The organism is Salinicoccus halitifaciens, assembly GCF_021026095.1.
Taxonomy (GTDB): domain Bacteria; phylum Bacillota; class Bacilli; order Staphylococcales; family Salinicoccaceae; genus Lacicoccus; species Lacicoccus halitifaciens.
The window spans coordinates 237,429-261,138 of record NZ_JAJNCU010000003.1; the positions used below are offsets into that span (position 1 = coordinate 237,429).

Consider the following 23,710-nt stretch of genomic DNA (forward strand, 5'->3'; position numbering starts at 1 on the left):
CCCCTGAAAAGCTTTCAGGGGTGTTCTCTTGCAATGGGAATCTGACTTAACCTTCCAATTCATCAGCAATGGCATTAAGCTGAGCAGCTATTGCTATAAACTCCTGGTTTAAATCCAGTGTTTTTACACTAATTTTATTACCACTCATCCTATACTCATTATCGGGTTGTACCGCTTCATCCGTACGGGCATATAACAACATCCCGGAAATTTCCCGGGAGCTCGTCTTTTCTTCATAGGCCTTATTCTTTACATAAGCAAAAATCTGGTACATGTTACTCGAGTGTATTTTATTAGGACCAAAGTACGATTGGGTGTTATGAGCATAATATTTAGCATCGATTATCAGCACTCTGTTGCCATATGTCAGTGTGATGTCGCTTTGCATCACAGGCAGCATGTCATTCATATCATCGTCAATACCCCAGGGGATTTGAGAAGACCTTACATCAAAGTGAGGATATTCTTTTCGGTAGTATTCAAGAATAAATTTTTCATACAAACGGCTCATCCTCTGTTCGTCTATGAACGTAGCCATCTTATATCCGCCTTTATCCGTACTCAAAAGCATCCCCTCGATGATGAATCGGCATATGGAGATCAACATCCGATAAGCCTGCGTGTTACGGTGAAAACGAATAGTTGACCAGTTGATGGCACCTGGCTCAATCATTTCCACATCAGAAAAATAAAGCATTTCCTTCTTCAGAATACTTTTGTACTCAATGTCTACATCTGCATGGCGAATCAGCATCAGAACTGTGGTTTTTATTATTTGGTTTAAAAGGTTATTTTCGGAAAGTGCATCATAATTGCATGTGAGCATCTGCTTTCTCGCAATTTTATTCCGGATGGTGCCCTGCATGTCAATCTTGCCGTGCATTACAGCCAAATCTTCCGTTTGATTCGTATATTCCCGGTATAATCCCTGCTTCAGCTGTTGGCTGAGACCCTTTGAAAGGATAGCGGCAAATAAATTATGAATATTATCAAAGTCTTCACCTTCTATTTCATCATAATTCGACTGCTTCAGAACAGAGAAAGCATATGATAGCATATAATAGGTATTTTTTATGAATATCGTATTATCTTTCTTCATCGGAACACACCACGTAATGTGCTCTCCCATGATTTCAACTTGTCATCATCGTCAAACCAGTACTCGCGTAACATAGGTAAAATATCATATTCGACGATGAACCTCATCCATTCATCAGTATTATTGTCCTTGTCTTCCGGATTAATGAAATAGCTATGTCCAATACGAAAACCTGAACCAAGGGACGGATCCGTTGCTATTTCCTTATTTAATTCTTGCACTTTTGTTATCAAAAGATCAAAAGTTTCACTTTCCAGTTTCTCCTGGTATCTCTTAAACCCTTCTGATTCGAAACCCGGTTCCATATCAAAAAAGCTGAAACGTCTTCGCAGCGCATAATCAATCATGGCGAGACTGCGGTCAGCCGTGTTCATCATACCGATGATATATAAATTCTCAGGCACCGAAAATTTTTGTCCATTGTATGCCAATGTCGCTTTCGTTCCTCTGTAGTCACGTTCAATCAACATCAATAATTCACCAAATATCTTACTCATATTGCCACGGTTGATTTCATCAATGATAAAATAGAAATCTTTCTCGGGATGGTTTGCAGCCTTTTGACAAAAATGATAGAAAATCCCGTATTTTAATTCAAAAGTGTCCCCCGCTGGCTTATAACCCATCATGAAGTCTTCATAAGAGTAATTCTGATGGAACTGGACAAATTTAATACGTTGATCGTCCTCAATTCCCATAATTGAATACGCAAGGCGTTTTGCAGTAAATGTTTTCCCGACACCCGGCGGACCTTGCAGGATAATATTCTTCTTATTCTTGATCACTGTCACCAAAGTATCGTAGGCATTTTCTGACATAAAAACTTCATTGAGAAAATCATTTTTACTATACTCCACAGATTCTTCTTTCAATTCATAAGGGTTTTCCTCACGGATCAAGTCCAGAATAAAATCGTATTCACCCTCTTTCACTTTAAACAAAGTGCCATTAAGGTTGAGATTAAACTCCATATCTACAAGTTCTGGACTATTTTTGATTACTTGATAGTCTATTGGTACAGCAAGACCTTCAAGCTTTTTAAAATAGATTTGGTTATTCTCTTGTGCTTCAAGGACCTCAGCCAACGCCACAATTTGTTTAGTTGGATGGGATTCATACACAATTACTTTCTCACCCGGTTTTGCATCCAAGAAATTTTGAAAGATGCGTCTCTTATTACCACGTTCGTTATGGAGAGAAAAGGATTGTGTTTCTCCTACTGCTATATCAGAAAAACTCCAGATGGCTGGCTTGGTGTTCAGCCACCAGTAATTTTCATTCGTTTCGCTTGAAGGGTTTGTAATATACAATTCCACTTCAGAAAGATCTACCTTGTCGAGGGCTTCAGAGAGTTCATCGCGTAGTTTCCAAATATAGGAACCCTTCTCCTTATCGTTTGTGCGCTTACCGATATAAAGGATTGGCCACCACTGGGAATTATCAGCATCTTTGGGCATCAAAGGACACTTTGTTATCTTTGCTATGCGCTTTGCAAGATGCACTGAAACATTATTATAAAAGTTTGGCGTTTCACCATATTTTTCAGAAAGTTGCTTACAGGTCGCCTTCCCCCCGTAATCTTTAAGGCGTTTCATTACTGCAAGGCTGCTGGAGTCGAAAATCTCTTCATCTCTGATCAGTTCAACCCATCTATCTACAGTAAAGCCAGGCGAGTAATCTGAAGGAAACCACTCCTCCTCTGTAGAGGGGGATTCTTTTTGTATATTGAGTTTCCGACTGATGTAATAACCCACATCAATTGTTAATGTGCAGAGCTCAGGATCTGGATAACAGTCAGCAGTTAATTGTGATTTCAATAAATTAACCAGTTTACCATCCTTCTTTAGTACTCTTCGAATTTCATCATAGAGTGCATAGAAAGTACGAAGATTAGTTTCATATGCCCCTTTTTTTATACTCTCTTCGCTTCTGAGTTCTTCTATAACCCTTTTGATTTCTGAGAATTTATAGATGTAGTACTTATCTGGGTAACGCAACCATAAATATGTACTTATCGCGTTTTCATTTTGGTAATGTTTTTCAAGCCGCTCAATATTATAGTTCTCAAGAAGAGTCTTGGATTTTTCTTTGAAGTCGAGAATCCTGGTGACTACATCCTGGCTTTCATCAAAAAGATTAATGAACATTGTCCGTACTTCTTCGGGGAAAGCCTTGGCAAAATTTTGTATCATTGATGCCGGAAAGTTACCGGATGAAGCCAAAAGATTAGAAGTTTTTCTCAGAGATTGGGTCAACATTTCAGGAAAATCGGGCGCATTTATGTCCCAATGATCTTGGAACCATTTTACTGCTTCCCACTTATATTTTTCTTCAGGCCACTGTTTACTTACAAAACTTTCTTTGTAATTCACTAGTATTGTATCAAGCCGAGATGTATCAAACATCCAATCATCCTTCCATCAGTGAAGTTTATACAGGGATTTCTTGAGCTTCTTACAAAGAGACTATTCTATACTCTTTTTATAATTACTAAAATCAGCTACTCCCTGCACGCACTCCTTACTTTAAATAAGATTCTACACGACAAAAAACACACTTTCATCTGAAAGTGTGTTTTATCTTTTCTTAAGTCCTTCCGGCATGCGGGCTGGATACGTATCTTGCATACCTTGAACCGAGCATATTGGCAAGGAGCCTTGTCTCGAAGCCGAAGGCCTTCATGACGATCAGGTGGATCTTCGCTTGGGTGAGCGTATAGACGAACCACGGCAGCGTCGGTTCGTACTCATGGAGGGCGATGAGCACCTCATCTTTATCCAGCACCCGGCGGAATTCCATACGGGCGCGGCCCCCTTCCCGCTCCTGGGAAAACTGACCGCCTTTGATGTAGAAGAGCAGCCTGTCCTCATATGACCGTTCCTCCGATTTTTCGAAGATCAGTATCGGATCTTTGAAGAAAGGCAGCGTGATGGAAGTCTCCTTATCATCGACGCTCGTATTGATCAGCCTGCCGCCGATCCTCGACAGCCAGTTGATGTAGTAATCAGCCGTATCCTCGACCGACCACTGCTCCGGGATTTTGATGCGCTGGATGGATTTCACGTCATTTTTCTGCACATCCTTCTTCTGCAGTATGCCGCCTGCTGAGGGACTGCTCTGATCCAGTTCCCCGTCGAGCGCGATCCTGACGCTTTCCTTGAAGGTGGTCGGGGCGTTGGAGATGCCTTCGACGTAATTCTCCTCCCGCATGACCATGTCGTGTGTGAGGCTCTCGAGCAGCGGATAGACCATCTCCTTCGGTTTCTGTGCAATGAGGCGCACCCACAGTTTCGACAGGAAGATCGGTATGATCGGCAGGTCCACCATCGGCAGTTTCTTGTCCATGACTTCCGCCGTCTCCTCGAACAGCTCCCGGTATGTCTTCTCCTCCGGCCCGCCGATATCGATGGATTCATTCTGCTCAGGTTTCCGTTTGACGACCTCCATCAATCCGGACAAAACATCTTTCAAAGCCACCGGATGCGTCCGATTGTATGCCCATGCCGGCAGGAGGAGCGCCGGCAGACGCTTCACAAGGTTATGGAGGATTGGAAACGACGATCCCTTCGGCCCGACGATCAACCCCGCACGCAGTGTGGAGACAGGAATGCCGTATGACCCGAGGATTTTTTCACACTCAAGACGGCTTTCCAGATGGGCCGACAGCTCATCATCGTCCGGGATGATCCCGCTTAAGTAGATGATCCGCTTCACACCCTGCTTTTTCGCCGCCCAGGCGAAATTATCCGCGAGAATCGCGTCCTTATCACCAAACGTCCCCTGGTCGAGCTTCGACGACGGCTGCATGGAATGGACGAGGTATATCGCGATATCCACGCCTTCCATCACCTGCTCGATGTCCAGCTGCGAATAAAGATCCGCCTCCTTCCAGGTGACGTTCTCTTCGTCTTCCTTATTCGATGTGTTCCTTGATATTGCGATGATTTCATATTCTTCCTTCAGGCTTTCCATCAGGTTTCCGCCGATATATCCTGATGCGCCGGTCAACAATATTTTCATGTCAGCACCCCTTATCATTAGTTAGGTACTTATACCCCACAGTCCGGGATGTATGTATGCATAAGGAATGTATCAACTTGACCTGACAAACGAAAACAGCGCAGAAGCCTAAGCCTCCACGCCGTCATCTATATATTTTATTTTCTATCCTGGGCAGGCATCACTTCAAGGCTCAATGGTTCGCGCGTGTAACGCTTGCCTTTCTTTTCACCCTTCAGTTCCTTCTCCTTCAGGACATAGCTCAACAGATCAAGCATGATCCTTGCCGCCGTCTGTCCTGTCATCCCTGTCGGGTCATACTGCGGTGCAACTTCGACCAGGTCGAACCCGATCACTTCCCCGTGGCCCGCAATCGCCTTCAAAAGGTCGTTCACTTCATCATAGAGCAGTCCGCCCGGTGAAGGTGTGCCCGTCCCCGGTGCTATGGAAGGGTCGACACCGTCGATATCGATCGTGATATAGTACTTCTCACCCGCCGGGATGAGGTCGAGCAGACCCTGGATGCCCTTCTCGCGCATCTTTTTAGGCGACAGTATTGTGGAACCGTAATCCCTTGCTGCATCGACGTCTTCCTTCTTGCTGCTGCTGATGCCGCGGATGCCGAACTGGTAGATGTTCTCCACATGGTCAAGCTCCGATAATCTCCGGATGCAGTTGCCGTGGCCGTAACGCATGCCGGATCTGTGATCCGCCCAGTCAAGGTGTGCATCCAGCTGGATGACGTGGAACGGGCCGAGTTCCTCAAGGCCTTTGCCGACAGGTGCCGTGATTGAATGGTCGCCGCCCATGATCACCGGCATAGCGCCCTGTGCCACGATCTTACGCACCATTTCTTCAGTGTTGTCATGGCTCTGCATGATGTCCCCATGGACGATGTCCACATCACCGCAGTCCAGCACTTTCCAATCAGGTCCGAGGTAAGTGATGTCATTTTCGATATCATACGCACCTTCCAGGCCGAAACTGTATAATGTCGAACCTTCGCGAATCGCCCTCGGGCCCATTCTTGCACCCGACTTCCACTGTGTCCCCATGTCGTTCGGTACACCGATCACTGCCACATCCGCCTCCATCTCGGAAAGCTTCTCCACCTCATCACAAATCGGATACTTTCCAAAAGTGCTGATGCCTGTGAACGGCAGATTCAAAAATTGTTTTTCATCCGGTCTTACCATGATACATTCCCCCTGTTTTATATGAACATTAAGTTTCTGACTTTTCTTAAATCTATCAGTGACTAAAATCTATCACGGTTTCTCCATAAATACAATACAAAAACGCAAAATAATTTCATTAAAATGATAAAAATAATAACATAAATGCATTATTGCATCAAAATGCAGAATTACATTTTAACTGATAAATATCTATAATAAAGCCTTTTATAAATAATCTATGATAAAATAAATGCATTATTGCATTTTAAAAGTTTTGTTTTTATAAAATTTTATGTCGGAAAACCCTTGTTAAATAATATGCTCCCGTGCATAATGGTTTCCAGGGAGATGGGTTTCTGAAAATAATGAATGTTTAATTAACAAGGGGGACTGGACATGAATGATCCATTCAATAAGGCGGGAGTTGCACTCAGTAGAAAGCGCTATCTTACAGGGGTAAGCAGATTCATATTTTTCACGAGCATCGCAGTGCTGGTATTCTTCATACCTTTTGAAATCAACGGCAACAGGGAGATACTTTTCGGCTTCATCTATAATACACTCATCGATCTATTCGGCATCCTCGGCATATGGATGATCAGCATCATAACAGCGGGGAACGCCCTGCTCAGCCTCGTCGGTAAATTCGTATCGAAGGAAGGCACGAAGCTGCACAGCTATTACGCAAAGGATTCAAAAATATATATTCCTATATACTTTCTGGGGGCGGCGTACTCCATACTATATACACTGCAGGTTTCCATACCGGCCTTCAACGGTCCGGAGGCGATCGTCGGATCGAGCACAGGTGAACTGATGTCCGGCATCGCACTTGCGGTCATGTGGGTCATCCCGCTCGGTGCGATATTCATACCGTTCTTCGTCAACTACGGATCGATCGATTTTGTCGGCACACTGCTTCAGCCGATCATGCGCCCGGTCTTCAAGGTGCCGGGCAAGAGTGCAGTGGATGCCATCACTTCATTTCTGACATCGTCATCGGTGGCGGTGCTTTTCACCACCAAACTGTATAATAAGAAGTTCTACACCAAGAAGGAAGCAGCCGTCATCACGACGAGCTTCAGTGCCGTCAGCATCGGATTTGCGGCCGTCGTCATCGATACGGCGGGCCTGATGGAACATTTCGGTAAAGTGTACTTTTCGTCGTTCCTCGTGGCGTTCATCATCGCGTTCATCATGATCCGCATCCCGCCGCTGTCCCTCAAAAAGAATGTCTATATCGATGACACCGAACAGACGCCGGAAGAGAGGGTCGCAGAAACGTACAATAAAAACACGCTCGGCATCGCCGTCAATTCTGCGATAGACCAGGCTGCCGATGCGAATGATTTCTTCTCTGAAATCAAGGAAAGCCTGAAGGAAGGTCTCGCGGTTCTGCCGAAAGTGCTGTCCATGCTGTTCGCCATCGGGGTGTCGGTGCTGATACTCGCAGAATACACGCCGACATTTGAGATCATCGGCGCCGTCATCGCACCGTTCATCCAGCTTTTACGGGTACCGGATGCCGCATTGATCGCACCATCCCTTGCACTTGGACTTGCTGAAATGTTCCTGCCGGTGCTCTACATTGCCGATATGGTGGGTACACTCGATGTACAGGCGAGATACTTCGTCACTGCGGTTTCAATGGTGCAGATCATATTCTTCGCTGAGACGGGTGCTGTCATGCTTTCGACGGGACTTCCGCTCAAACTTTGGGAACTGATCGTCATCTTTACATTGAGAACGCTGATCGCAATGCCACTTGTCGCTGTATTCATGCATTTATTATTCTGATCAAACTAAAGAGTGGCTGCACTTCCATTTTGGAAGCACAGCCACTTTTTATATGAACTTCATTTGAATTTGATGCCGTACTTATGGAACTTCCGCCGGATCGTCGTCGGGTCGACTTTGAGCTTCTTCGCCATGTCCGCAACATCACCGCCCGCCTCCATCGCATTCATGAGCACCTGCTTCTCAAAATTCGCCATGATGTCGGCAAGCGACTGCGTGCCGTCCATCTCCATGAAAGCAAGGCTGTCGACCTGGGAATTTTTGATTTCAAACGGGATGTCGATATAATCAATGACGGACTCCGGACTCGTGACAACAAGCCGTTCAACGATATTCTCAAGCTCCCTTACGTTGCCCGGCCAGTGATAGCCGGTCAGGGCATCCATCGCCTTCGGGTCGAGCCGTTTATCGAGCCCGTATTTTTCATTGACCTTCTTCAGGTTCTGCATGACGAGCGGATAGATGTCATCCCTTCTCTTCCTGAGCGGCGGGATGTCGATCGGAATGATGTTCAGGCGGTAGTAGAGCTCCTCCCGGAACCGCTTCTCCTTCACCATCTCCTCGAGGTCTTTATTCGTCGCGGCGATCACCCGCACATCGATCGGGATCTCCTCATCACCGCCGGTCCTGGTGAACTTCTCTGCCTGGATGGCCGCAAGCAGCTTGCTCTGGAGGGAGAGCGACAGCTCGTCTACATCATCGAGGAACAAGGTGCCGCCGTCCGCAAGCTCAAATAACGCTTTCCTCACGCTGCCAGTGCCGTCTTCACGGCCGAACAGTTCCGCTTCAAGCAGCGTTTCCGTGATTGCGCCGCAGTCGAGCTTCATGAACGGTTTATCCTTCACCGGGCTGTAGCTGTGGATCAGGCGGGCGATGACGCCCTTGCCGACGCCGGGCTCGCCCTGGATGAGCACCGACGATTTGACCGAGGCGACGCGCATGACCAGCTGGATGATCTTCTCCATCGTCGCATCCCTTGCGATGACGGCGCTGTCTATCTCCCGGTACTTCATCTGTTCGAGTTCCATATGGTAGTTTTTGCTGAGGTGCTTCGCCTGCTCCAGCTCATCCCGCAGATTGTTGAGTGAGGTGATGTCCCGTGAGTTCACGACGACCCCCTTCATCCGCCCTTCCCCGTCGAAGAACGGTGTGGCACTTGCCATGACCAGTTTGCCGTTGATGTTCTGGAACATGTTCACACGTTTTTTCTTTGCGATCGCAGCAAGGGTGATCGATTCCGGATACACCCCCGTATCCACAAAATGCTGCACGTTCTTCCCGATGATGTCCTCACGCCTGATGCCTTCGATCTCCTCACACGCCTTGTTATAGAAAAGCGTCACCCCTTCGGCATCGGTGATATGTATCCCGTCGTAGGAAGAATCGATCAGGGACTGGAATTCCTCCCTCGTAAAAAGCTTCTCCGTCATGTCCTCCACCCCCTTTTAAAGTATTGATCTTATCCACTTAAATATAACACAAGCCTTCAAGTGTCGGTATTCGCAGGAGACATCCAAATGTCATAAATAAATGTCAGAATTCAATTGACAAGTCTGATTATTTAGTTTAACATTACTTGACTAAATCAATAAAAGAATAGAATATTCATGACACTTATCCAGAGAGATGGAGGGACTGGCCCTTTGAAACCTCGGCAGCAGACTGTTCAGTACTGTGCCAATTCCAGGAAGCCGAAGGCTTTGAAGATAAGAAGAGCATCAACCAGTCGGATCCGGCCTCTTCTACATATAGAAGGGGTCTTTTTATTTACTGATGGTCTCATGAATATCATTCATATACATAAAGGAAGGAATGGTCGAACATGAAAATAACAGATGTGATCGTCAAAAGGTATTGGGATAACCAGCGCCCGGATATGAAGCACGCCGACGGCTATGAAGTCATCACGGTCGAGGTGCAGACGGATGCCGGCATCAGCGGCACAGGATTTCTTTCACTGCCCGTCTTCTCCCACGGACATATCGGCGATGTCATCGCCACCCTGATCGGGCGCAACCTGCGGAACGTCGTACTGGGTGAAAACCCGCTCCATACTGAAGATGTCTGGCAGCGCATGTACAGCACCACTTGGAAACTCGGCGGAAAAGGCATCTTCCGTAAATGCATCGGTGCCATCGACATCGCCCTCTGGGACATCAAGGGTAAAGCGGCGAACTTGCCGGTCTCGGGATTGTTCGGCGGACATAAGCAGCATGTGAAGACTTATGCGAACGTCGCCCACCAGCTCCCGCCGGATGAACTCGCAGCGAAGGCTGTGGAATACACGGAGCAGGGGCATACGGCCCTGAAGATCCGCTGCGGCACCAGCGCCGTCCCGATCGAAGAGGCGGATGAGCGGGTGCGCCTCGTCAGGGAAGCCATCGGACCGGACATCAAGCTGATGGTCGACGTCAACGGCTCATGGGATGCAGAAACCGCCATACAGCAGCTGAAGAAATGGGAAAAATATGACCTCTACTGGCTTGAGGAGCCGGTGCCTTACGAAGACACCGCCGGATATGCGCACGTCAAACAGTTCGCAGGCAGCACCTACATCGCGGGTGGCGAGCAGCATGAAGGCCTGGATGAATTCAGGCACCTGATCGAACGCAATGCCCTCGATATCGCACAGCCCGACGCTGCAACGACCGGCGGCATCACTGACTGGATGAAGATATATAATTTCGCGACGATGCACAACATACCCGTCGCTCCGTGGAACCTCCAGCAGGTCCATATCCATATGGCCGTCGGCCTGCCGAATGTACAGTGGATCGAGTACTTCACGCCGGACCGCGGCTTCTTCCAGAACAGGCTGTTCGACGGCCCTGCGCTGAAGGAAGTCAGGAAAGCGGACGGCATATACTTTGAAGCGCCGGACGTGACCGGTCTCGGCATGGAATTGAATGAGGCAGTGGCGGAAGAGACGCTGCTCGACGAATAAACACCAATAAAATGCCCATGGGGCATAAATGAAAAGGAAGAGGTAAATGAAGAAGAACCATATACTATTTTCGGCACTTATATTTTTGTCGGTGATTTTCCTGCAGGCCTGCGGCAACGGCGGCGGGGAAGAGGCATCAAACGGGGAAAACGGTGATGCCGGCGGTGAAGCGGCGAACTACCCTGAGCGTACGATCGAGCTTGTCGTCGGATACGGCGAAGGCGGCGGTACGGACAACTTCGCACGCCTTGTCGGCCAGAAGATGAGTGAAAAACTCGGCGAAAACGTCAACGTCGTCAACCAGCCGGGTTCACGCGGTGCAATCGCGGAGGAATATGTACAGAATCAGCCGGCGGACGGCTATACGATCTGGGTGGCGACACCGGATATACTCGTCAACATAGCAACGGATTCAACGCCGTATCCTCTGGAGGACTACACACCGCTCGGACGCGGCCAGCTGGATACATACACCATCCAGACAAGCTCGGACAGTGAATTCGATGATATCGATGCAGTGATTGAAGCGGCCGAGGAAAACCCGGGCACCATCACCATCGGCGGCACTTCCGCCGACGGTTTCGATGAACTGAGTGCCAACAGGGTCATGGAGGACCTCGGTGTTGAACTGAGATATGTGCCATATGACGAAGCAGGCATGATGCACAGTGATGTGCTCGGCGGACACACCGACCTGATGCTTGAAGAGATCGGTCCGGCAAAAGCGACGATCGAGTCAGGAGACCTGGATGTCCTTGCGATCTTCATCGATGACGAGGAAGTCGAAGGCTTTGAAGATGTACCGACCAACCCTGAGAGGGGCTGGGAATTCACCGACGGCAACGCCAGGAGCTTCTACGTGAAGTCGGATACACCTGAAGAGATCATCAATGTACTGGAAGAAGCGTATGCGGAAGTCATCCTTGAAGATGAGGAGTACCTGCAGTATGAAGAGGACAACTACCTCCATATCAGAGAAGACGGCTACCTGCCGCGCGAAGAATATGAGCAGCTCAACGAACAACTTCTGGAAGAATATGAAGAAACCCTGAACTAAAGATCACACACCACTTGAAAAGAGAGCGGCCGTCACGGCTGCCCTCTTTTCAAAATTTATACATGGAGGTCGACCCGATGCGGAATATAGGCATTTCCATTATCATCATTTTGTTATCCGTCTTTTTATTTTATGACACTTTCAGCATTGAGGTTGCAGAGAGTGAGGAAATCGGCCCGGTGATGTGGCCGCGCATACTGCTGATATCACTCTTTGTATTCGGCTTCACCCTGCTGGTCCAGTCCCTGTACCGTCTGAAGAAGGAGTCGGCGGAAAAATCCGGGGACCGGTTCGATGCCGTGAAGTTCTGGGGTTTCCTGATACTCATCATCCTGTACATCCCCGCACTCACATATATCGGCTTCATCATCGCAACACCGATCTGGATCTTCATACTCGCATTCATCGCCGGCATGCGGAAGGTGCTGCCGCTGATACTCACGCCTTTGATCGGCACGGCAGTGGTGACATTCCTCTTCCCCGTGCTGCTCAGGATTTCCATGCCGCGGGGTGTCGGAATCATGCGGGAAGTTTCATACTTTTTCTATTAAGCAATTTTTTAATAAAATTCATCGTTCTGAATAAAAGGAGGGAAAAATCATGTTCGAAGATCTGTTGAGTGGTTTTGCGAATGTATTCACACCGATCCATATCATCATGCTGTTTGCGGGGGTCTTCATCGGCATCCTCGGCGGAGCCATACCCGGAATCAGCGGCACCATGCTGGTCGTCATACTGCTCCCGGTGGCATACGGCCTCGACCCGATCCCGGCTCTTTTGCTCCTGACCGCGGTCTATACGACGTCCGTGTTCTCGGGTTCCATCAGTGCCATACTCTTCAATACGCCGGGGACGCCGGAGGCTGTTGCGACCGTATTCGACGGGTACGAAATGACAAAGAAAGGGAAGGCAGGCGAAGCACTCGGTGTCGCCATCTTCAGTTCCGCAATAGGCGGACTGATCGGATGTCTGTTCCTGATCTTACTCACGCCCGTGCTCGCTTCCTTCGCGCTGAACTTTTCCTCCCCTGAATACTTTGCACTGATATTCCTGGCCCTCGTCATCGTGAGCGTCCTCGGCGGAGGGAGCTTCGTCAAGGGGATGATCGGTGTACTTATCGGGCTGCTGATTGCGACCGTCGGCCTCGACAGCAGCTCGGGCGTTGCACGATTCACGTTCGATGTCACCGGGCTCCGCTCCGGAATCGACTTCGTTGCGGTCATCATCGGTCTGTTCGCACTCGCGGAAGTGCTGCGTAAAGTGCAGGAAGATTACTTTACGAAAGATAAGACGGCCAGCCCGAAGACGAAATTCCCGGGGCTCGGCCTTTTGAACAGGCTGAAGCGCACCATCGGCCAGTCGTCCCTGCTCGGCTTCTTCATCGGCGTCCTGCCGGGTGTCGGTGCAACGACCGCATCCTTGGTGAGCTACAGCATGAGTTCGAGCTTCGCAAAAAATTCGAAGGAGTTCGGTACGGGCATACCTGAAGGCGTCGCAGCACCGGAATCCGCCAATAACTCTGCAGCCATGGGCGCCATCGTCCCGCTGCTTGCACTCGGGATACCCGGAAGTGCAACGACCGCCGTCATACTGGGCGCATTCATCATGAACGGCATCCAGCCGGGCCCTTTATTGATCGAACAGCAGGGCATGCTCGTCTACACCATCATCGGCGGCCTGCTGCTGGCGAACCTGTCGGTCATCATCTTCAGCAAGCCGTTCATCCGCATCTTTTCGTATGTACTGAAGGCGCCGTACTACATCATCGGACCGATGATCGTCATCTTCTGTTTCATCGGTACATATGCAGTTCGCAACTCGATGATCGACCTCGTCGTCATGGTCATTGCCGGCATCGTCGGCTACAATCTGACGAAGGCGAAATTCCCGCTTGCCCCTATGATACTCGGACTCGTCCTCGGCACCATGATCGAGGACCATTTCAGAAGGGCACTCATCATCTCCGGCGGCGACTTCAGCATCTTCTTCACCCGCCCGATCAGCGCCGTGCTGCTCGCCCTTGCATTCCTGAGCCTGCTCATCCCGGTGTTCAAGTGGTACCGGAGACGGATCATGGAGAAGAAGGATAAGGCCCTACCGGGTCAGTAACGGAACTTAAGTCTCATCAAAGGATGGTTTTATATGTTGGATCAGGAAATAAAAACAGTCGGACCCGAAGTCATCGAATGGCGCCGCACCATGCACAGGCACCCGGAGCTCTCCTACCAGGAACACTGGACGAGCAGCTATATCGAAGAACAATTAAAAGAGATGGACGGCATCGAAATCAGCCGTCCGACAAAAACCAGCGTGCTCGGCATCATCAGGGGAGCGCACCCCGGAAGGAAAGTGGGCTTACGCGCCGATATCGATGCACTGCCGATCCAGGAAGACCGTAACGACCTCGACTTCACTTCCGAAATCGACGGCAGGATGCACGCGTGCGCCCACGATGCCCATGCGGCGATGCTCTTAGGTGCCGCCAAAGTGCTTTCTCAAAATAAAGATCATATCCACGGTGAAATCTACCTAATTTTCCAGCATGCCGAAGAAATGCCGCCGGGCGGTGCACGGGAAATGGTTGCGACGGGTCAGTTTGACGACCTGGATGTCGTCTTCGCCCAGCACATCATGACCACCCTGCCCGTCGGTGAGATCCATATCAAGTCGGGACCCGTGACTGCAAACTCGGATATATTCAACCTCACCATCACCGGCAAGGGCGGCCACTCCTCCCAGCCGGAGAACTCGATCGATCCTGTACTCATCGGCTCCCGCATCGTCTCACAGGTGCAGGACATCGTCTCGCGCCTGGCAAGCCCCTTGGATAACCTTGTCGTGTCAGTCACGAACTTCCATGCCGGCACCGGTGCGGAAAACGTCATTCCGCAAACCGCGAAGATCAGCGGCAGCGTCCGCTCCGCGAGCAAAGAGATGCGCGAACTTGCAAAAGAGAAAATCGAAGCCATAACAAAAGCCAACTGTGAAATCTACGGTGCTGCATATGACCTTGATTACACGTACGGTGTCACCTCAGTCATCAATGATGAAGCGGAAACTACAAAAGTAAAGGAGACACTGACCGAAACCTTCGGAGCTGAGAGAGTGAAGGAAATGATCATGATGATGGGCGGCGAAGACTTCGGCGCATTCACTGAAAACCTCCCCGGCGTCTACATCATGATTGGCACGTATAATGAAGAAAAAGGCTGCATCTACCCACACCATCACCCTAAGTTCAAGATTGATGAGGATGTCTTGATTGATGGGGTCAGGACACATGTGAATGTGGCGTTGGGGTTAGGGAGAGATAGATAGGAGATAGAAAATAATATTATGAATATGGTTAAACCCCTGAAGTGAACTGTACTTCCTAAGTTTGAAGGTACAGTTCACTTCAGGGGTTTTTTAACTATTTATAATTCGACTATCTAGAACTGTCTATTTTTTATAACATGTATTCATTTAATAATATCTTTTCGACATCTTTCACTTCATTATCAAAAATCTTATCCAATCTTAATTCCAATGTAGTTTTTAAATTTTCATAATCAACTTCATGAGTTTCATCGTACACAATTACTCTCTTCGAATAGAGTGAAGTGTATACAGGTTTAAATTGTCTGTTCCGGCCTTTGAACACTGAAGGATTGCGTGTGGCTATTTCATAGATATGCTTTCTAATAGACTCTTCGCCTGGTCCTATAATAAATTTAAGAGCCAGTTTATCTCCGCGATTCTGGAATTCGAAAAGTGGGATTCTATGTGATTTTGTCCACCCTTGACCCTTCTGTTCTACTATTTGGTCTATGACTTCAGTAGTAAAGCGTATGTAGGTTTTATTGCTTCCATCAAGTATGAACCCTGGCTTGTTTCGAATAATTTCTTGAAGGATTTCTGCTACCTCTGAATAAATATCCGGTTTAAACTCAAATATGAGATCTAAGGCTCTTTTATGCTTAAAATATATATCCCTACATGCCTTTTCAAGTTCATAATCTCCCACAACATACCTCCTCAATGTCTCAATATATTGTTGAATGAATAATTTAACACTTGTCTCCATCACATTTGCTTTAAGATTTAGAGAGGATTCTATCATTTCAATAATTTGAGTGTAACTTAAACTTTTCCATAAATCTGGATTACTAGCTTCATCTCCAAAAGGAGTAAGATAAATAAATAACTTCTGATAGTCAGGGAATTCACTCTGTATGATTTCTTGGTATTTCTTCAACTGATGTTTAGACTCTTTGCTCCATACCTTATTCTCTATAACAACGATAAACTTATTCGATTCGGAAATAGCCAGTAGATCTATATTGCGCCATTCTCTTCTTACTGTCAGGTCATGATAGTCCCATAATAATAATTGTAAGGGATCATGACCAATCAAAGTATCTCCATAGATTTTAGTTATCTCTTGGAGCATCTTTTTAACGAAAGCTTCTCCCAAGCCATGTTGTTCATTAGGTGTCATCAACCATCCAAGTACATTACTGTGACGTATTTCCTTATTGACGATCCCTAAAGTTTCAAAAGCATTGAATGTAGAAGTCCTCTCTTCTATCTGATCCAGTTCATCTGTATCCATTAAAAATTTTTGGAGTGCTTCCCTTTCTTCTTTACTAATCATTACACTCACCCTTTTTGTACGTAAAGTAAAAAGTATGTGCTTTAGAAAATTTAGATGAGAATACTACTTTAGGAGAATGTTAAAATTACACAAACAATCTTTACTTTCAAATAAATAGTTGTAGGAAGTTAATAAATAATTAGAATGACTTCGATAAATTTTCCTTTAAGTTTGTAATAACTTTCTTAGACCTATTTTCAATTTCCTTCTTCACTTTTTCCAGGTCTTTTTCCCTTAAGTCATCACTAAGAGAACTTAAAACATTAGTATTAGGGTATTCATGTATCTCTATGAAATCTTTTTTTAATTCGCTTATATTAACTAAATTACCTAGAATATGGTTGTCTTTTTTTGATCTATTAATACCCTTCTCCAATAACATGATATTACCTAAGCTTCCTAAAGGAATTCTAAAGTCTTTATAGTACTTATCGAATCTAGCTTTTGGAAAAATATGTTCGTAATCATAGCTGTTTTCATTGTGATTATTTATATAGAAAGATAAATAGATTATATATAATGTTTTAGCAATATTGTCATGTCTGATAGAGCTTTTATTCAATTGCTCTTCATTCCAATTCATTATTTCTATTTCCAAATCTTCTAACTCTATAGGGTATAAATATCTTTCATTGTTATTGATGTAAATGTCATTTAATTTTTTATCACCAGTCCCTGACCATCTATAAATAACCAAATCATGGATGAAATATAATAGGAAGTTTTTAAGGTTCTCATCAAATTTTTTCTTATATCCCTGTTTCTCTGTTACAATGCCACTTTCTTCATCATAATTATACTTAGTCACCCAGAGAGCAGCAAAATAAGATAATACTTGGAAATTAGAAGCTACTTTTGCCTCATATTTTTCAGCAGCCCCCGGGACTCGCAAATATTTTTTGAAATGATTATTTATATTTTCAAAGATACTTAATGCACTACTTACTAATACTTCAATTTTATACGGATCACTGAAAAAATTTCTTCTACTTGGGATTGCATGTAATTTATTATTACTGACAGAGAGTATTATCCCTAACGAAGAATATCCAATTTCATTTGCAATATCTTCAAGATTGGAAGAATTTTTAGACCAAAAAACATTCATTTTCTCAATAATTAAAATGCCTAGTGCATAACAAAACTCAGACAGATTAATCTCTCTTTTGGTTCTCATTTCACTTTCATCAAAATCATGTATATCAACGTTTCTGTTCTCTGTGAGTTCTGTATATCTATTTATTACAATTTCTAGTATTTTATTATTATATTTATCTTTACTTAATTGTGACGTATAATTACTCCATTGTGCTGAAAAGACTTGATATTTAGAAAGTTTCTTACCTCCTCTATTCAAATTTTGGAAAACATTCGCTAACTCTGTTTCATCTCCTGTAAATTCGATACATGGGATCTTAATATCATTTACATTTAAATATTCATCTACATGATTCAATATTTTATCTTGTTGTTCATATATAAACTCTTTGTACGGCACGATATTTTCTCTTATTAATGAATCGTTGGATAAAATATTATATAATGTATTGTATTTCCTTTCTTTTACCTCATACTTTTCGAACAATTTATTAACAGCATCGCTAATATGTTTTTTATAATTATTTTTAGTATTTGCGCTAATCCCGTCATCTACAATTCGATTATTAATATCATCAATGAATTTATCGATATCTCGAATATACTTATGTGGATTTTCATTAAAATCTTCCATAGTAGTGTACCTTTGTAAACCATCAATTATGCTAAACTTTTCTTCTCTATTATCATTTGGATATTTATAAATAAGAATAGATCCAAATGGATAACCTTTTTTTAAGGTTTCAATAAAAGCTATTTTTTCTTTCTCAGACCATACTAAGCGTCTTTGAAATTTGTTTACTGTAGCTTTTTCTTGAAGCTCACTAAAGTTAACCATGTCAGTTCTATACTTCATTTTTCTTCCTCCTTTGATTTTTTATTCTCAAAATATCTATATATCCCATACTCTACTGGCTGCTCTAATATAAGGTTCATCTTCGCCACTTTATGCTGCCCGTTCCCTATCCCATCCTCGACATTCTCGACTGAATTCAAATCGATATCTACTTCCCCTAAATAATAATGTTCCGCTTCTGCCTCATCTTTTTTCACAAAAAGATGCAACGTCACTTCATCATTTTTATAATCCTCTATAATCTCTTTGTTAATCTTCGAGTTTAAATCCGTGCCTTTTCTGGTAAACCATTGGAACACATGTGAGTCTAAGAAACGATCATCATATTTAACTGATTCATCGATCTTTTCACTCTTGTTGTAGTTAATGAATATCGGCACTGTATTATGCTTATTTTTATAACCATACATCACGCTCGACTCGTCCTTATCCCAGTTTAGTACTCGGCAGACGTCTTTCCTGCTGTATTTTTCATTCAGCGTCAGCGGCTCGCTCTGGTCATAGTCTTCGGACTGCAATACTGCGAGGGCTAAAACGTCTTCCACATAAGCCTTGAAATACCCATCTTTCAAAGCATCATTAAATTCTTTACTCAAGGTAATTTTATTACCCTCTACTTTAATTAACGGATATTTATATTTGTTAACTGACTGACTTGTATAAAACTCTAATGTTAACATTCTTAAAATAGAGCGCATTGTACGGTCAGTCATATAGTATCCTTTTTCATGCATCTCCAATTGAAAATCGGTTTTATGGATATGACCATTTACGAGCAAGTCTTGCAACAAAAGTACTTCTTGCACTCTTTTACCATCCACGACTTCTTTCGATAAAAATGTCAGGATCTTATCCTGCCCATTTGTCAGCGCTTCTACAGGCTCTTTCAATTTCTTTAAAAATGCAGGATAGTGATTATACTTATTCAACACAAGCATCGGACTCATAGCGTCCTGGTCATTATATAAATCGACAAGTGATGGTATATGACCTAGCTTATCTTTTGTATAAGCATACATCTTCCTCAGATTAGAAAGATCGCTCGCACGGTTTTTGGAAATCGACTTAAATATCCGTTCTTGTGCAATTCTTTCAAAATTAATTGTCGATTCTCCGGAGATCATATTGCGATTCATTAAGTTTCGACGTAAATTATCTTTGTTAAATGACTTATCACCTGTTAAAGCGACTGGGATCAAATAGTTATTTTTGTAGTTACCGATAAAATCGATCACAGTAAGGAACTCTTTACTTTCATGTCTTCTTAAGCCCCGGCCAAGTTGTTGAACAAAGATTATGCTCGATTCCGTCTGTCTTAACATTACCACCTGATTGACTGAAGGGATATCAATGCCTTCATTAAAAATATCTACGGTAATCAAATAATCCAGCTGGTTTTTCTCAAGCTGTTTTACCGCCTTATCCCGATCCTCTTGTGAATCCAACCCGGTTAGTGATTTTGTTTTAAACCCTCTCGCGTTTAGTAACCGGGATAGTTCTGCTGCTTCTTTTCTGTTAGAGACGAACATTAATCCTCTGACTTTTTCACCAGCATGGGAATAATAGTAGAGCTTATCTATAATATGGTCGATCCGATCCTCATGGATCAGATCTGTTAGCACACTATCATCAGTAATTGTTTCTCCATTACTTTCAAAATCAGTAACACCAAAGTAATGGAACGGTGCGAGTATTTCCGCTTCCAATGCTTTCTGCAGTCGGATTTCATAAGCAATATTGTAATCAAACAAACTGAATATCTCTGTGTTATCCGTTCTTTCCGGTGTTGCTGTCATACCCAGCAAAAACTTTGGAGTAAAGTAATTAATAATTTTATGGTATGAATCTGCCCCACTTCTATGCGCTTCGTCTATCACAATATAATCAAAATCATCTTTGTTAAATTGGTACAGATGATCTTCTCTTGATAATGTCTGGACCGTCGCAAAAAGATATTTTGCACTCTTATCTCTGGCAGTCCCACTGTAAATTCCAAAGTTTTGAGGTTCAGAATCAATTAAATCCCGATAGTCCTGTAATGACTTCTGTAGAATTTGCTCACGATGTGCAATGAATAATACCCGTTCGGGGTTGAACTGTTTTACATCAAAAGCAGATAAGTACGTTTTACCGGTACCTGTCGCAGAAACAATGAGTCCTTTATCTTCTCCCCTTAACCTCAAACCCTTTAACGATTCCAATGCTTCTTTCTGCATTATATTTGGCGTAACTTCTTTCGGATCATTGTTTGTATAGCGGTACGGTTGTTTATTCTCGATTAAATGTAGTACTTTATCGTCATGCTTCAATTCTTTATATAGATCTTGATAATCTCTAATCCACTCATCAGAAAGCGCTGTAGAATTTTCCCAAAGTACTTCAAACTGTTCTTTAAAATTATGTATGACTTCCCCGTTATCCAAAGAAGTGAGCTTCAAGTTATACTCATAATTCTTCTTTAAAGCCGAATCCGTTAAATTCGAGCTGCCGATAAACATGGTGGAATATCTGCTGTTATCAAATATATAACCCTTCGCATGAAAGCCTGCCTGGTGGGTAATCCGTACATCGATATTGGGTATTTTAAGCAGCTCTTTAAACACTGTCGGTTTGTTGAAATTTAAATATGTAGACGTAATAATTCTTCCGCTGACACCGCGTTTGTTTAACTCGTAAAGTGCCGTTTTTAAAGAAGCAATGCCACCTTCAGTGATAAAAGCCACAGAAATCACAAAAGACTCACATGACTCCAGTGCATCCAACATAGGTGAGAGCACATTTTCTTCTTTTGAATTGATGATCAACTCCGGCGGATGATGAGACACTTTACCGGTATAGCGATCAATAAAGCCCCGTTCGTATGCATTCAATAAATTGTTTTGTAAATGCTCCATATAGTTCACACCCGCACTTTAACTTACTATAATTATTCTTTTGCAAAACTCACTCGAATTCTTCTTCATAGTACCTATAAGCATTTTCATAGTTTCTTTTGGAGTTTGAAATATATAAATCTGTATTATTTAAGTCCGTATCATATATGTCTAAATATCTGAAAGCATTAGCCAAGTTACTACAACTCGAAGATACACTAGTCATAAAAGCACTATCTCCAATATTAGTAGCTAAAGAGTCTTCTAAAAACAAAGTGTCACATTTCTCATCAAGCTCGAAATATAATAGCTTAGATTTTTTGTGAACTATCTCATAGTCCTCTGAACTCTGAAATTCTTCATTAATAGTATCCAGGTGATTATTCTCTAGTTCTTTATATTGTTCAAAATAGTGATCAAAATCTGTCTCTAAATATTCTATTGTATTATCCATTCTATACATGAATTCTTCTTCGGACATCTCACCATAGTAATAATTTGCAATATCTTTTGGTTTTTCAAACTCTAATATATCAATCCCCGCTGTAGTATATGTAACGTCACTTTTCTCTTCGACTATAGTTTCTAAGTCACTGATTTCTTCTCTGAGTTTGTTATTCGTTGTTTGTAAGTTTTCGTATTCTTCAATCGAAACTTTCTCTTCATTATTACAAGCAGCCAAAGAAAATAAACCTAAAAATATAATTAAATATTTTTTCAATTTATTAAAATCCCCCTTCAAGCTCTATGAATTGAAATTAATTCCGTATATTAATGAATTTAGATGTTACTAGAAAACATATTTCCTATATTTTACCATAGCTCTTTTTTCTTTTCAGGATATCATTTTATTTTCCATTGTTTATCTGGTACCCTAAAAGTGTCTATTGTCACTTCCAATGAACAAACAGCGCGGGCAGTAAAAATCCATGGGAGGTATATGAATGGCCACCAGGGAAACGGGAAACGCAAAGCACAGGATCAACTATGTAGGCATCTGCATAGTCACAGGCACGGCTTTTGGCATCTCACTCGGCGGCATGTTCGACAGTACGATACTCGGCATGGTGACGGGTTCCGGACTCGGCACTGTAGTCGGTTATCTCTACAACAGTAAAAACTGACTTCCACGTCAAAAAGTGCAGGCCTCCGGTCCGCACTTTTTCTCGTTTTAGAGCAGGATTATTAATCCTATTTATCCCTCACCGTCCTGAATCCCATGTTCCCGGTCGAGCTGTCCACCGTGTTGGACGATCTTGCTGCGACCCTGTAGCGGTTACAGTAGGAGTGATGGCAGAGGTATGAGCCGCCCCTTATGGCCTTCGTCTGCCGGGTCTCATCAAACCAGTTGCCGCACCACTCCCATACGTTGCCTGAAGTGTTGTAAAGCCCGTAGCCGTTCGGTTCGAAAGAATCGACCGGTGCTGTGCCGATATAGCCGTCATCTTTTGTGTTATCCATCGGGAACTCGCCCTGCCAGATGTTGCACATATGTCTGCCCGGTTCGAGGTCGTTCCCCCAGGGGAACCGCTTCTGTTCAAGCCCGCCGCGTGCGGCATACTCCCACTCCGCCTCAGTCGGCAGCCGTCCTCCGGCCCACTTGGCATAGCTTTCCGCGTCATTCCATGATACATGGACGACCGGGTGATCCATGATGTCTTCAATAGTGGAGGATGGGCCGTAGGGGTGTTTCCACGACGCGCCTTCCACCGCAAGCCACCACGGGGTGTTCGGCAGCTGCCCCTTCACATGTTTATCATCCGCTTCCGCAAGCAGCATATGGAATACGAACGACCATCCGAACCGCTCCGCATCGGTTACGTAGCCCGTCTCATCGATGAAGGCCTTGAATTTCCGGTTGCTCACCTGGTACTTGTCGATATGGAAGCCTGCGACTTCGACCTCCCTTACCGGGCCTTCGTTGTCCCCCTCGTTCGCATCCGCATCTTCCGAACCCATGAGGAAGGTGCCGCCCGGGATGAATGTCATATCTTCCGTATTTTGGTTTTCTTTATCTTTAATTTCCTGTATCTCCCTGATTTCATCCGCACCCCTCGACGGGGCGCAGCAGCTTTTATGTTCTTTCATGCTTTTCCTCCTCACCCGTTATAAGGGGTTCTGCTTCATAAGATTTCCAGCTTCCTTTATAATCATAATTGTATGATAACAGAAT

At 44.4% G+C, this 23,710-nt stretch carries 17 protein-coding genes and 1 riboswitch; of the genes, 7 read left to right on the plus strand and 10 right to left on the minus strand.

Translation table 11 applies throughout. The annotated features are described in order from the left end of the window. Window positions 1–46 precede the first annotated feature (46 nt). The 4 genes from mcrC to speB form a co-directional block, all read right to left on the minus strand. Complete coding sequence (gene mcrC, locus LPW40_RS07670) at window positions 47–1,099, minus strand: 5-methylcytosine-specific restriction endonuclease system specificity protein McrC (RefSeq protein WP_230821646.1); 1,053 nt, start codon at window positions 1,097–1,099, stop codon at window positions 47–49. Further along, on the minus strand, window positions 1,096–3,504 hold the full coding sequence (locus tag LPW40_RS07675; protein WP_230821647.1) for an AAA family ATPase: 2,409 nt from the start codon (window positions 3,502–3,504) through the stop codon (window positions 1,096–1,098). The genes mcrC and LPW40_RS07675 overlap by 4 nt, the downstream gene beginning before the upstream one ends. A 181-nt stretch (window positions 3,505–3,685) precedes the next feature. After that, window positions 3,686–5,119 (minus strand): NAD-dependent epimerase/dehydratase family protein, encoded by a 1,434-nt coding sequence (locus LPW40_RS07680; protein WP_230821648.1) that lies wholly within the window; start codon window positions 5,117–5,119, stop codon window positions 3,686–3,688. 137 nt (window positions 5,120–5,256) lie between these two features. After that, window positions 5,257–6,294 (minus strand): agmatinase, encoded by a 1,038-nt coding sequence (gene speB / locus LPW40_RS07685; protein ID WP_230821649.1) that lies wholly within the window; start codon window positions 6,292–6,294, stop codon window positions 5,257–5,259. 378 nt (window positions 6,295–6,672) lie between these two features. Here speB and LPW40_RS07690 point away from each other — a divergent pair, with 378 nt between their 5' ends. Continuing rightward, window positions 6,673–8,073 carry a YjiH family protein gene (locus LPW40_RS07690; protein ID WP_230821650.1) on the plus strand — a complete coding sequence of 467 codons (1,401 nt, stop codon included), beginning with the start codon at window positions 6,673–6,675 and terminating at the stop codon, window positions 8,071–8,073. Between the two features lie 59 nt (window positions 8,074–8,132). Here LPW40_RS07690 and LPW40_RS07695 read toward each other — a convergent pair whose 3' ends face one another. Next, on the minus strand, window positions 8,133–9,503 hold the full coding sequence (locus LPW40_RS07695) for a sigma-54 interaction domain-containing protein (RefSeq protein ID WP_230821651.1): 1,371 nt from the start codon (window positions 9,501–9,503) through the stop codon (window positions 8,133–8,135). Window positions 9,504–9,684: 181 nt separating this feature from the next. Further along, a riboswitch (SAM riboswitch) is annotated at window positions 9,685–9,786 on the plus strand. A 109-nt stretch (window positions 9,787–9,895) separates the two neighbouring features. Here LPW40_RS07695 and LPW40_RS07700 point away from each other — a divergent pair. The 5 genes from LPW40_RS07700 to LPW40_RS07720 all read left to right on the plus strand — a co-directional run bounded on the left by LPW40_RS07700 (window position 9,896) and on the right by LPW40_RS07720 (window position 15,392). Beyond that, complete coding sequence (locus tag LPW40_RS07700) at window positions 9,896–11,017, plus strand: mandelate racemase/muconate lactonizing enzyme family protein (RefSeq protein ID WP_230821652.1); 1,122 nt, start codon at window positions 9,896–9,898, stop codon at window positions 11,015–11,017. 46 nt (window positions 11,018–11,063) lie between these two features. Beyond that, the gene (locus LPW40_RS07705; protein WP_230821653.1) at window positions 11,064–12,074 is read left to right on the plus strand and encodes a tripartite tricarboxylate transporter substrate binding protein; all 1,011 of its coding nucleotides are present in this window, start codon (window positions 11,064–11,066) and stop codon (window positions 12,072–12,074) included. 77 nt (window positions 12,075–12,151) lie between these two features. Further along, window positions 12,152–12,625 (plus strand): tripartite tricarboxylate transporter TctB family protein, encoded by a 474-nt coding sequence (locus tag LPW40_RS07710; RefSeq protein WP_230821654.1) that lies wholly within the window; start codon window positions 12,152–12,154, stop codon window positions 12,623–12,625. 49 nt (window positions 12,626–12,674) lie between these two features. Then, the gene (locus LPW40_RS07715) at window positions 12,675–14,183 is read left to right on the plus strand and encodes a tripartite tricarboxylate transporter permease (RefSeq protein WP_230821655.1); all 1,509 of its coding nucleotides are present in this window, start codon (window positions 12,675–12,677) and stop codon (window positions 14,181–14,183) included. A gap of 33 nt (window positions 14,184–14,216) precedes the next feature. Then, a complete protein-coding gene (locus LPW40_RS07720; RefSeq protein WP_230821656.1) occupies window positions 14,217–15,392 on the plus strand; it encodes a M20 metallopeptidase family protein in 1,176 nt (391 codons plus the stop codon). A gap of 130 nt (window positions 15,393–15,522) precedes the next feature. Here the strand turns inward: LPW40_RS07720 and LPW40_RS07725 are convergent, their stop codons facing one another. From LPW40_RS07725 to LPW40_RS07740, 4 genes are all read right to left on the minus strand, one after another. Further along, window positions 15,523–16,710 carry a PDDEXK-like family protein gene (locus tag LPW40_RS07725; protein ID WP_230821657.1) on the minus strand — a complete coding sequence of 396 codons (1,188 nt, stop codon included), beginning with the start codon at window positions 16,708–16,710 and terminating at the stop codon, window positions 15,523–15,525. Window positions 16,711–16,849: 139 nt separating this feature from the next. Next, the gene (locus LPW40_RS07730) at window positions 16,850–18,664 is read right to left on the minus strand and encodes a DUF262 domain-containing protein (protein WP_230821658.1); all 1,815 of its coding nucleotides are present in this window, start codon (window positions 18,662–18,664) and stop codon (window positions 16,850–16,852) included. Then, a complete protein-coding gene (locus LPW40_RS07735) occupies window positions 18,661–21,558 on the minus strand; it encodes a DUF3427 domain-containing protein (protein ID WP_230821659.1) in 2,898 nt (965 codons plus the stop codon). Before LPW40_RS07735 ends, LPW40_RS07730 begins: the two co-directional genes overlap by 4 nt. Window positions 21,559–21,607: 49 nt before the next feature. Next, window positions 21,608–22,258: a hypothetical protein gene (locus LPW40_RS07740; RefSeq protein WP_230821660.1), complete on the minus strand. Its 651-nt coding sequence runs from the start codon at window positions 22,256–22,258 to the stop codon at window positions 21,608–21,610. Window positions 22,259–22,481: 223 nt separating this feature from the next. Here LPW40_RS07740 and LPW40_RS07745 point away from each other — a divergent pair, with 223 nt between their 5' ends. Beyond that, a complete protein-coding gene (locus LPW40_RS07745; protein WP_072710960.1) occupies window positions 22,482–22,661 on the plus strand; it encodes a hypothetical protein in 180 nt (59 codons plus the stop codon). 67 nt (window positions 22,662–22,728) lie between these two features. On the opposite strand, the gene LPW40_RS07750 is transcribed toward LPW40_RS07745, so the two are convergent. Further along, window positions 22,729–23,625 (minus strand): formylglycine-generating enzyme family protein, encoded by an 897-nt coding sequence (locus LPW40_RS07750; RefSeq protein WP_230821661.1) that lies wholly within the window; start codon window positions 23,623–23,625, stop codon window positions 22,729–22,731. Window positions 23,626–23,710 lie beyond the last annotated feature (85 nt).